This window comes from Enterobacter sp. GER_MD16_1505_Eko_090, from assembly GCF_003331015.1.
Lineage (GTDB): Bacteria > Pseudomonadota > Gammaproteobacteria > Enterobacterales > Enterobacteriaceae > Enterobacter > Enterobacter roggenkampii.
The window spans coordinates 66646-76981 of record NZ_PUQF01000023.1 but is presented as its reverse complement, the minus strand read 5'-3'; the positions used below and the strand labels follow the sequence as shown (position 1 = coordinate 76981).

General features: G+C 54.5%; 8 protein-coding genes and 5 tRNA genes. 1 reads left to right on the top strand and 12 read right to left on the bottom strand.

Features of this window, described 5'->3' with window-relative positions:
• The 5 genes from C6A40_RS21470 to C6A40_RS21450 form a co-directional block, all read right to left on the bottom strand.
• The coding region (locus tag C6A40_RS21470) for a GTP-binding protein (protein ID WP_044347782.1) at positions 1 to 188 on the bottom strand (188 nt) is incomplete at its 3' end.
• 118 nt (positions 189 to 306) lie between these two features.
• A tRNA-Thr gene (locus C6A40_RS21465) sits at positions 307 to 382 on the bottom strand.
• Positions 383 to 388: 6 nt separating this feature from the next.
• A tRNA-Gly gene (locus C6A40_RS21460) sits at positions 389 to 463 on the bottom strand.
• Positions 464 to 580: 117 nt separating this feature from the next.
• Positions 581 to 665, bottom strand: a tRNA-Tyr gene (locus tag C6A40_RS21455).
• Between the two features lie 8 nt (positions 666 to 673).
• Positions 674 to 749 (bottom strand) — tRNA-Thr (locus C6A40_RS21450).
• Positions 750 to 1066: 317 nt separating this feature from the next.
• On the opposite strand from C6A40_RS21450, the gene coaA reads away from it, so the two are divergent.
• Positions 1067 to 2017 carry a type I pantothenate kinase gene (coaA, locus tag C6A40_RS21445; protein ID WP_021242480.1) on the top strand — a complete coding sequence of 317 codons (951 nt, stop codon included), beginning with the start codon at positions 1067 to 1069 and terminating at the stop codon, positions 2015 to 2017.
• Between the two features lie 44 nt (positions 2018 to 2061).
• Here coaA and dppF read toward each other — a convergent pair whose 3' ends face one another.
• The 7 genes from dppF to eptB form a co-directional block, all read right to left on the bottom strand.
• Positions 2062 to 3075 (bottom strand): dipeptide ABC transporter ATP-binding subunit DppF, encoded by a 1014-nt coding sequence (dppF, locus tag C6A40_RS21440; protein WP_008502773.1) that lies wholly within the window; start codon positions 3073 to 3075, stop codon positions 2062 to 2064.
• Complete coding sequence (dppD, locus tag C6A40_RS21435) at positions 3072 to 4055, bottom strand: dipeptide ABC transporter ATP-binding protein (protein WP_008502772.1); 984 nt, start codon at positions 4053 to 4055, stop codon at positions 3072 to 3074. Before dppD ends, dppF begins: the two co-directional genes overlap by 4 nt.
• A 10-nt stretch (positions 4056 to 4065) precedes the next feature.
• On the bottom strand, positions 4066 to 4968 hold the full coding sequence (gene dppC, locus C6A40_RS21430) for a dipeptide ABC transporter permease DppC (protein WP_008502771.1): 903 nt from the start codon (positions 4966 to 4968) through the stop codon (positions 4066 to 4068).
• Between the two features lie 9 nt (positions 4969 to 4977).
• Positions 4978 to 5997, bottom strand: a complete 1020-nt coding sequence (dppB, locus tag C6A40_RS21425) for a dipeptide ABC transporter permease DppB (protein ID WP_008502770.1) — start codon at positions 5995 to 5997, stop codon at positions 4978 to 4980.
• Between the two features lie 177 nt (positions 5998 to 6174).
• Positions 6175 to 7782, bottom strand: a complete 1608-nt coding sequence (gene dppA / locus C6A40_RS21415; RefSeq protein WP_008502769.1) for a dipeptide ABC transporter periplasmic-binding protein DppA — start codon at positions 7780 to 7782, stop codon at positions 6175 to 6177.
• Between the two features lie 620 nt (positions 7783 to 8402).
• Positions 8403 to 8479, bottom strand: a tRNA-Pro gene (locus C6A40_RS21405).
• A 91-nt stretch (positions 8480 to 8570) separates the two neighbouring features.
• Positions 8571 to 10262: a kdo(2)-lipid A phosphoethanolamine 7''-transferase gene (gene eptB, locus C6A40_RS21400; RefSeq protein WP_008502768.1), complete on the bottom strand. Its 1692-nt coding sequence runs from the start codon at positions 10260 to 10262 to the stop codon at positions 8571 to 8573.
• Between the last annotated feature and the right edge of the window lie 74 nt (positions 10263 to 10336).

The window sequence follows — 10336 nt, the reverse complement described above, 5'->3', positions numbered from 1 at the left end:
ATGGTGATACCACGAGCTTTTTCTTCTGGTGCGTTATCGATCTGGTCGAATGCACGAGCAGAACCACCGTAGGTTTTTGCCAGAACGGTAGTGATTGCAGCGGTCAGCGTTGTTTTACCATGGTCAACGTGGCCGATAGTACCGACGTTAACGTGCGGTTTTGTACGTTCAAACTTTTCTTTAGACATCGATTGTCCCTCTAAGACACGGATAAATCGGTGATATCACCACATCAACCAGGCGAAATGCCTGAATTGTTGAATACAGTAAAATTGAAACAGAGAGAAACGGGAAGGAGAAGTGAAGTGGTGCTGATACCCAGAGTCGAACTGGGGACCTCACCCTTACCAAGGGTGCGCTCTACCAACTGAGCCATATCAGCACGTATTGGAGCGGGCAGCGGGAATCGAACCCGCATCATCAGCTTGGAAGGCTGAGGTAATAGCCATTATACGATGCCCGCATCCTGAAACTCGGCTACCCAGTTCTTTCTGTAACAAAAAAAGAGATTTCTCTCTTTTTCAGTTTGAGCTGGCTAATTTTTCCAACCAGCTCCGGCGGCATTTACGCTGCCAGAAAGTGGTGGTGGGGGAAGGATTCGAACCTTCGAAGTCTGTGACGGCAGATTTACAGTCTGCTCCCTTTGGCCGCTCGGGAACCCCACCGGACTTGATGGTGCCGACTACCGGAATCGAACTGGTGACCTACTGATTACAAGTCAGTTGCTCTACCTACTGAGCTAAGTCGGCATCAAGTAGCGCGCATTCTATGGATACCTGCGCGGTCATGCAACTAAAAATTTGCATAAAACGTTCTTTCGCTCACATTTTATGCTAACAGCGTGTTGAGCGCTGTAAAAGTAGTCACTCACGGTCAAATAATCAACATGTAAGGGGTATTTGCACTGTAAACACCGTAGCGTGACGGCCTCCGCGTAACGCAGCGCTTTCCATCTTTTTTCTTATTATTCCTGTCATCTGGTGTTAACCTCCTGCCCATTGTCCAAAATTAACTGTGTGATGAGCCACGATCCGGCAGTTTAATGCTGGCTCACTGAAGCATGCTTATGAGCAAAAAAGAGCAAACGTTAATGACGCCTTATCTTCACTTTAACCGCAGCCAGTGGGCTGCCCTGCGTGATTCCGTCCCTATGACGCTGACGGAAGGTGAAATTGCACGGTTAAAAGGGATAAACGAAGATCTGTCCCTTGAAGAAGTGGCAGAAATTTATCTCCCCCTCTCGCGCTTGCTTAACTTCTATATCAGCTCGAACCTGCGTCGTCAGGCGGTGCTGGAGCAGTTTCTCGGGACGAACGGTCAACGCATTCCTTATATCATCAGTATCGCAGGCAGCGTGGCCGTGGGTAAAAGCACCACCGCACGCGTCCTGCAGGCACTGTTGAGCCGCTGGCCGGAACACCGCAGCGTGGAGCTGATCACGACCGACGGCTTCCTGCATCCAAACGAAGTATTAAAAGAACGCGGGCTGATGAAGAAGAAAGGCTTCCCGCTCTCTTATGATATGCACCGTCTGGTGAAGTTTGTCTCCGATCTGAAATCCGGCGTGCCTCACGTGACGGCGCCGGTCTATTCGCACCTGATCTACGATCGCATCCCGGGTGGGGATAAGACGGTGGTCCAGCCGGATATTCTCATTCTGGAAGGTCTCAACGTGCTGCAAAGCGGCATGGACTATCCTCACGATCCGCATCACGTCTTTGTCTCGGATTTCGTCGATTTCTCTATTTATGTCGATGCGCCGGAAGACCTGCTGCAGAACTGGTACATCAACCGCTTCCTGAAGTTCCGTGAAGGGGCATTCACCGATCCGGATTCCTATTTCCACCACTATGCTCAGCTTTCTGAAGAAGAAGCGATCAATGTGGCAACGGGGCTATGGAATGAGATCAACTATGTGAATCTTAAAGAGAACATCCTGCCGACGCGTGAGCGTGCGAGCCTGATCCTCACCAAGAGCGAGAAGCACGCCGTCGACCAGATTCGCCTGCGGAAATAATCAAGCAGACATAAAAAAAACCGGCTTAGCGCCGGTTTTTTTCGTTATGCGTGTGGCTTCTCGCCATTTTCATCCTGATCGACCGCGAAGCAGGCCACCAGCTGCCCCCCATACTCCTTCAGCTGCGGCTGTAGCTGGGTGCAGGGGCCAAAGCGGCGGCTGCAGCGGGCGTTGAATGCACATCCCGGCGGCGGATTCAGCGGGCTTGGCAGCTCTCCCGTCAGCTTTATGCGCTCACGACGATCGTCCGGGTTCAGACGCGGCGTCGCAGACAGCAGCGCCTGGGTGTACGGGTGACGAGGGTTATTAAAGATCTGGTCTTTGGTCCCCTTCTCCACGCAGCGCCCCAGGTACATCACCATCACTTCATCGGCAATATGCTCCACCACCGACAGGTCGTGGGAGATGAACACGTAAGAGAGCCCCAGCTCCTGCTGGAGATCCATCATCAGGTTCAGCACCTGCGCCCGCACGGAGACGTCGAGCGCCGACACCGGCTCATCGGCAATCACCACGTCCGGGTCAAGCATCAGACCGCGCGCGATGGCGATACGCTGGCGCTGGCCGCCGGAGAACATGTGCGGGTAGCGGTCATAGTGCTCGGTTTTGAGGCCGACCTTCGCCATCATCGCCAGCGCTTTTTCACGGCGCTGCTCTTTGCTGAGATTGCTGTTAATCAGCAGCGGCTCTTCCAGAATCTGCCCCACCTTTTTACGCGGGTTCAGCGAACCATACGGGTTCTGGAACACAATCTGGATTTTCTGGCGACGCAGCTTCTGCGCCTGCGGGTCGTGCTTGAGCAGATCCTGCCCCTGATAATAGAGCTCGCCGCCGGTCGGCACTTCAATCATCGTCAGCAGACGGCCCAGCGTGGATTTCCCGCAGCCGGACTCCCCCACCACCGCCAGCGTTTTACCGCGTTCGAGGTTAAAGGAGACGCCGTCCAGCGCTTTCACCAGGCGTTCAGGGGCAAACAGCCCCTTCTTCACCGGGTAATATTTTTTCAGGTCGATGGCCTGCAACAGCGGCTGTTGCGTGGTGGCCTGTTGCGTACTCATAGTGTTGGCCTCCCGGCATCATCGAGTGGGTAGTGGCATTTCGACTGACGACCGTCAGCCAGCTGGTTCAGCTCTGGTTCTTCCGCCCGGCATTTGTCCGTCGCATACGGACAGCGCGGATTGAGCAGACAGCCCTGCGGACGGTCATATTTGCCCGGCACCACACCCGGCAGCGACGCCAGACGCGCTTTATCCTGAGCAAACTCCGGCAGCGCGCGTAAAAGCGCCTGGGTATACGGGTGACGCGGCGCGCGGAAGATATCGTGTGAATTTCCGGTCTCGACCACCTGGCCGGCATACATCACGATGATTTTGTGCGCAGCTTCAGCCACCAGCGCCAGATCGTGCGTAATCAGCACCAGCGCCATGTTCTCTTTCTGCTGCAGCTCCAGCAGCAGCTCGATGATTTGCGCCTGTATGGTCACATCCAGCGCCGTCGTCGGTTCATCGGCAATCAGCAGCTTTGGCCGACAGGCAATCGCCATGGCGATCATCACGCGCTGGCTCATCCCGCCTGAAAGCTGGTGCGGGTAAACGTCCAGACGCGATGCCGGGTCAGGAATGCCCACCTGGTTCAGCAGATCGATCGCCCGCTGACGACGCGTTTTCTTATTCCCGCCCTGGTGCACCTTGATTGCTTCCATAATCTGGAAACCGACGGTGTAGCACGGGTTCAGGCTGGTCATCGGATCCTGGAAAATCATCGCCACTTCCGCGCCCACCAGCTGGCGGCGCTGTTTTTCAGAAATGCGCTTCAGGTCCTGACCGTTGAACTGCAGGTTTTCCGCCATCACGCGGCCCGGGTAATCAATCAGCCCCATGATCGCCAGCGAGCTGACGGACTTACCGGAACCGGACTCCCCAACGATACCCACCACTTCGCCCTGATTGACGCTGTAGCTGATGCGGTCCACGGCGCGAAACGGGGTGCCTTCATCGCCGAAGTGCACCGATAATTTATCTACATTTAATAACGCCATCTCGTGCCTCTTACTGCTTCAGTTTGGGATCAAGCGCATCACGCAGGCCATCACCCATCAGGTTAAATGCCAGCACCGTCAGCAGGATTGCCAGACCCGGGAAGGTGACAACCCACCAGGCGCTTTGTGCGAACTGCAACACGTCGGAGAGCATGGTGCCCCACTCCGGTGTTGGCGGCTGCGCACCCATGCCCAGGAAGCCAAGAGCGGCCATATCAAGAATGGCGTTAGAGAAACCGAGCGACGCCTGAACGATCAGCGGCGCAAGGCAGTTCGGGAAGATATTGACGAACATCTGGCGCATCGCACCGGCACCCGCCACGCGAGAGGCGGTGACGTAATCGCGGTTCACTTCCACCAGCACCGCCGCACGGGTTAAACGCACATAGTGAGGAAGCGCCACGAACGTCAGCGCCAGGGCGGCGTTACCGATCGACGGACCGAAGATCGCCACCAGCACCAGGGCCAGCAGCAGGCTTGGCAGCGCCAGCATGATGTCGACGATACGCATGATGATGTTATCAACGATACCGCCGAAGTAGCCGGCAACCAGACCCAGTACGATCCCCATAATCAGGGATAACACCACCACCAGGCAGCCGACCAGCAGCGACAGGCGCGCACCGTACATCAGACGCGACAGCACATCGCGGCCCACATCATCGGTCCCCAGCAGGTGCGCCAGGCTACCGCCATCCTGCCAGGCAGGCGGGGCGAGCAGCGCATCGCGGAACTGATCCGCCGGGTTATACGGCGCGAGGACGTTCGCAAACACCGCAATCAGGATCATGATAGCGACATACACCAGCCCCACCACCGCGCCTTTGTTGCGCTTGAAGTAGTGCCAGAACTCCTGCATCGGCGTCATCGGAACCGGTGCAGCAACAACTTTGTTTTCAGAAACCTGTGACATGATGGCCCCTTACTTCTTATGACGAATACGCGGGTTCACCACGCCGTACAGCAAATCGACCAGCAGGTTGACGAGGATAATCATCGTCGCGACCAGCAGCACACCGCCCTGCACCACCGGATAGTCACGGCGTTGCAGCGCGTCAATCAGCCAGCGACCCAGGCCCGGCCAGGAGAAGATGGTTTCGGTCAGGATCGCCCCCGCCAGCAATGTTCCCACCTGGAGACCGATAACGGTCACCACCGGCAGCATGGCGTTACGCAGCGCATGGACGATGATAACGCGCATACGCGTCAGGCCCTTGGCGCGCGCGGTGCGGATATAATCCTCACCCAGCACTTCCAGCATCGATGAACGGGTCATACGCACGATCACCGCCAGAGGAATGGTGCCCAGCACCATGGCAGGCAGGATCATATGCGCGACGGCATCCATGAAGTTGCCCTCTTCGCCCCAGATAGCCGTATCAATCAGCATAAAGCCGGTGAGCGGGTTGGAGTCATCCAGGAAGACCATATCGCTGACGCGCCCGGAGACCGGTGTCAGGTTAAGCTGCACCGAGACCAGCATGATCAGCATCATGCCCCACCAGAAGATAGGCATGGAGTAGCCGGTCAGCGCCAGGCCCACAGCGGTGTGGTCAAAAATAGAGCCACGCTTAACGGCAGCCAGTACCCCGACAGGAATACCCACCGCGGTGGCGAAAATCATGGCGCAGACGCCAAGCTCCAGCGTCGCTTTAAAACGCGGCACGAACTCGTCCCACACCGGAAGACGGCTTTTCAGCGAAATCCCTAAATCACCGTGCAGCACGCCCCAGATATAGTGGAGATACTGCTGCCACATTGGCTTATCGAGGCCGAGTTCAGCCAGCAGCTGTGCATGGCGCTCAGGGGAAATACCACGCTCGCCCGCCATAATCATTACCGGGTCGCCGGGGATCATATGGACGAAGGCAAAAGTGAGAAGGGTGATACCGATAAACGTGGGGATAACAAGTCCCAGACGTCGGAGGATGAACTGCAACATAACCCGGATTCTCTCTGATGACGCACGACCAGTGGCGTGACGTCTGTATTGCTCACAAATCTTATCCCCTCTCCTTTCAGAGAGAGAATTAAGCACTGCTGCCGGGTGGCGCTACGCTTACCCGGCCTACATACCGTAGGCCAGTGCAAGCGCAGCGCCGCCTGGCGTTGCTTTTAATTATTCAACCGATACGTTTTCGAAGTGGTGTTTGCCCAGTGGATCAACCACGTAGCCTTTCACTTCTTTACGCACTGGCTCGTACACGGTGGAGTGAGCAACAATCAGCGCCGGAGCCTGATCGTGCATAACAACCTGCGCCTGCTTGTACAGTTCAATACGTTTGTTGTGATCGTCGGTCGCACGCGCCGGCTGGATCAGGTCTTCAAACGGCTTGTAGCACCAGCGAGAGTAGTTAGAACCGTCTTTCGCTGCAGCACAGCTGAACAGGGTAGCGAAGAAGTTGTCCGGATCCCCGTTGTCACCGGTCCAGCCCATCATCACTGCCTGGTGCTCACCCGCTTTGGCGCGCTTCAGGTACTCGCCCCACTCGTAGGTCACAATCTTGGCCTGTACGCCAATCTTCGCCCAGTCAGCCTGAACCATTTCTGCCATACGGCGTGCGTTCGGGTTGTACGGACGCTGTACCGGCATCGCCCACAGCTCAACGGTGAAGCCTTTATCCTGGCCCGCTTCTTTCAGCAGCGCTTTCGCTTTCTCAGGATCGTAGGAGTAATCTTTAACGTCGTCGTTATAGCCCCACATGGTTGGTGGGATCAGGTTTTTGGCTGCAACGCCAGCGCCCTGGTAAACCGCCTTGATGATCGCTTCTTTGTTCACCGCGTAGGTCAGCGCCTGACGCACTTTCACGTCATCAAACGGTTTCTTCTCGGTGTTGAAGGAGAGATAGCCCACGTTCAGGCCAGCCTGCTCCAGCAGGTTGATGTTCTTATCCTGCTTCATGCGGGCGATGTCAGCCGGGTTCGGGTATGGCATCACCTGGCATTCGTTTTTCTGCAGTTTTGCATAACGCACTGACGCATCAGGCGTAATGGAGAAGACCAGACGATCAATCTTCGGCTTGGTGCCCCAGTAGCCTTCGAATGCTTTATACAGAATACGGGAGTCTTTCTGGTACTGCAGCAGCTGGAATGGACCGGTACCGATTGGGTTCAGGTCGACTTTTTCCGGCGTACCGGCTTTCAGCATATTGTCCGCGTACTCTTTGGAGAGAATTGAGGCGAAGTCCATGGCCAGGTCAGCCAGGAACGGTGCTTCCGGACGTGTCAGCACGAACTGAACGGTATTATCGTCCACTTTTTTCACTTCAGAGATCAGATCCGGCAGACCCATCCCTTCGAAGTATTCATAGCTGCCGCCAGAGACTTTGTGGTACGGGTTCTGAGCGTTTTTCTGACGGTCGAAGGAGAACACAACGTCGTCGGCGTTAAAGTCGCGCGTTGGTTTGAATTCTTTGCTGTCCTGCCACTTCACGCCCTTGCGCAGGTGGAAGGTGTAGGTTTTACCGTCTTCGCTGACGTCCCACTTCTCGGCCAGACCCGGAATCACTTCCGTGGTGCCGGTTTTGAATTCAACCAGACGGTTATAGATCGGTACAGAGCTTGCGTCGTAAGTCGTACCAGAGGTAAAGAGCTGTGGGTTAAAGCCTTCCGGCGAGCCTTCAGAACAGTAAACCAGGGTTTTTGCCTGTACGCTTGCTGCCACGGTCATAGCCACCAGGCTCAGACCAAGCTTCAGCATCCCTGACTTCTTCAAGGAAATACTCATTATTCTGCTCCAATGTGATGTTTTGCTTTGTTGTGTTACGCCGCCAGACCTTTATTTATTTTTTACCCGGTCCGGTCGGAGGTGCCCGAAGGCGTTAAAGGGATGGAGAATCCTTTCAGAAGAGCGTTTGAGTTGCAGCGCAGATCGTCCCTGAAATGCCCCTCATGCCCTACAATCTGTCAACAGAATGTGAAAACGTCAATACAGGTGACGGGGATTTACGCTGAGTGTGAGAAACCGCAAACAAAGATTAAAAAAACCATGAGCGTCAGTTTTCAGCAGGGAAATTTATGCTACTCGCCATGTTGCAGCACAACTATCTTCATATTTCGCAACAATCAGTGATTAACTTTTATTCAGAATGGGTAAATTTTCTTGCAGAATGGTGATTATCTGAGCACTAAATACCGCGAACGTTAAAACGCACAGCGAAAAATGCTGAGGTTATCCATAAGCAACGCGAAAAAAGATCAATCTATATATAAAAAAATACAATGGATTATGTCACAAAATCGTTAACAGGCAGGGAGAAGCGGGCGTAAGGGACGTTTTGATTACTCTGAAGAGCTAAGGCCATAATGCAAAAAGGGCTAACCTTACGGTTAGCCCTTTTCAGAATGTGGTCGGCGAGAGAGGATTCGAACCTCCGACCCACTGGTCCCAAACCAGTTGCGCTACCAAGCTGCGCTACTCGCCGAATGCGGAGCGCATCTTACTGCTGAGGTGCGCCCCCGTCAATCCCTTATTTTCAAAAAGCCATTCAACTGGCGATATTCTCGCCAGAGCAGCTACTGCGCGGCTTTTGCGCTGTTATCAGGGAGTTTACACCAGTTGTTGTTTTCGTTAATCCCACCGTTCGGTGAGGTGTAGCCGAGACAACCCATAATGGTGTCGTACAGCTCAACGTGACGACGCGGCACCTTCATTTCCGCCTCTTTCTTCAGATGGGCAAACATCTTCGCTTTCTCCGGGTCTTCCAGATACTTATCGGACATCCACACCATCATTGGCACGCGGAACTGCTCGGGCGGCGCCATCTTGCGTGGTGTACCGTGCAGATGCTCGAACTCATTGATAGATTCACCGTGGTCCGCCGCATAGAAGACAATAGCCTTCTTATCGCGAACCTGGTCAATCACCGAATCAATAAAGTGATCCACATACATCACGGAGTTGTCATAAGAGTTAATCAACTGGGCTTTGGTGCAGTCTTTATCCACTCCGACGCACTCCGGCGTCCATTTGGCAAAGCTGCGCGGGTAGCGCTGCGTGTAGTTAAAGTGCGACCCTTTGGTATGAAGGATGATCATATGCTTACCATCAGGGTTCCCGTTGAGTGAGAGTTTCATCTCATCAATCAGCAACATGTCATCGACAGGTTTGCCACGGTTGCGCGCCTCCGCGCCAATCTGCTCGCGGTAGGAGATGTTTTGCGCCATGGTGTTGCTGTAGAACCACATCTCACTCTGCATCGCATAGAGGTCGGAGGTAAACCCAAGCTGATGCAGCACCGAGAAGACGTTTTGCTCTTTTAGCGTACGCTGCGGGTTATCGCTCGCCCCGCCCTCGCGTACAAACATGCAGCGCAGGGAAAGCTTGGTGGCGGTATCACAGGAATAGCCACGATAGGCAATCAGGTTCTTTTCCTGCGCCAGTTTAGGCGTGGTATCACGGTTATAGCCGAGAATGCCCATATGATCCCAGCGTGTGGTCTCTCCGATAATAAAGACGACGTAGGTATCGTCGATATCCTTTGGCGCCACATAGGTAAACTTCTTCGCCGGGTTTATCAGCGACTTATTATCCGAGGACTCATCCACCTGCGCCCACGCATACAGCCCCAGCGCGGAGATCCAGTTAGACGGTAAATACGAGTTGGCAACCACGCCACCGTAGCTCGGCATATCCACGCCGGAGGTACGCTCATCATTCTTCTGCTTCACCTCCAGCAGACGAATCGGCCCCCAGACCATCAGGCCCGCCAGCAGCACCACGGCGACGCTTCTGAATCGCTTTCCTGGCGTGCGGATCTGGTGAACAAGGGTATAGCGGCAGCGGTTGCTCCAGATGAGCAGCAGCGGCAAGGCGCTGACGGCCACCAGCCAGAGGATAAAGTGGAGCCCTACAACCTCTTTAGAGAGGTCGATATCCGTGGTCATCACCGAGGCAATAATGCCGTAGCCAATCACCACGTTCATAAAAGTCATGTAATAGCTGGCACCCGCCGAGCACAGCACGATAAACGTTGCCAGCACTCGCCACACGCGACGGCCAAACAGGGTAAGAATACGGAATAAAAAGAAGGTGACCAGTACCGCAGCGACCAATTCGACAACCGCTGCAATTCCTTTCCAGACGGTAAAATCATGCGCGTAACCGTCAAACCGACGGAAAAAAACTGCGCCGTTCATAAACAGGCCGATGTACAACGCCAGCAAAAAGCAGAGCTTTTGTTGCGCCATCGATTTAATGTATTTCATGCAAGCTACCCGGAAAAAGGGACAATACCGCCGCCCACCTCAATCAAAAAGTGGGCAGATTAGACATACGCTCA

Bases quoted from the DNA above. Each gene is read 5' to 3' on its own strand.
- coaA (WP_021242480.1), top strand. From the start codon at position 1,067: ATGAGCAAAAAAGAGCAAACGTTAATGACGCCTTATCTTCACTTTAAC.
- dppB (WP_008502770.1), bottom strand. From the start codon at position 5,997: ATGTTGCAGTTCATCCTCCGACGTCTGGGACTTGTTATCCCCACGTTT.
- eptB (WP_008502768.1), bottom strand. From the start codon at position 10,262: ATGAAATACATTAAATCGATGGCGCAACAAAAGCTCTGCTTTTTGCTG.
- dppF (WP_008502773.1), bottom strand. From the start codon at position 3,075: ATGAGTACGCAACAGGCCACCACGCAACAGCCGCTGTTGCAGGCCATC.
- dppC (WP_008502771.1), bottom strand. From the start codon at position 4,968: ATGTCACAGGTTTCTGAAAACAAAGTTGTTGCTGCACCGGTTCCGATG.
- dppD (WP_008502772.1), bottom strand. From the start codon at position 4,055: ATGGCGTTATTAAATGTAGATAAATTATCGGTGCACTTCGGCGATGAA.
- dppA (WP_008502769.1), bottom strand. From the start codon at position 7,782: ATGAGTATTTCCTTGAAGAAGTCAGGGATGCTGAAGCTTGGTCTGAGC.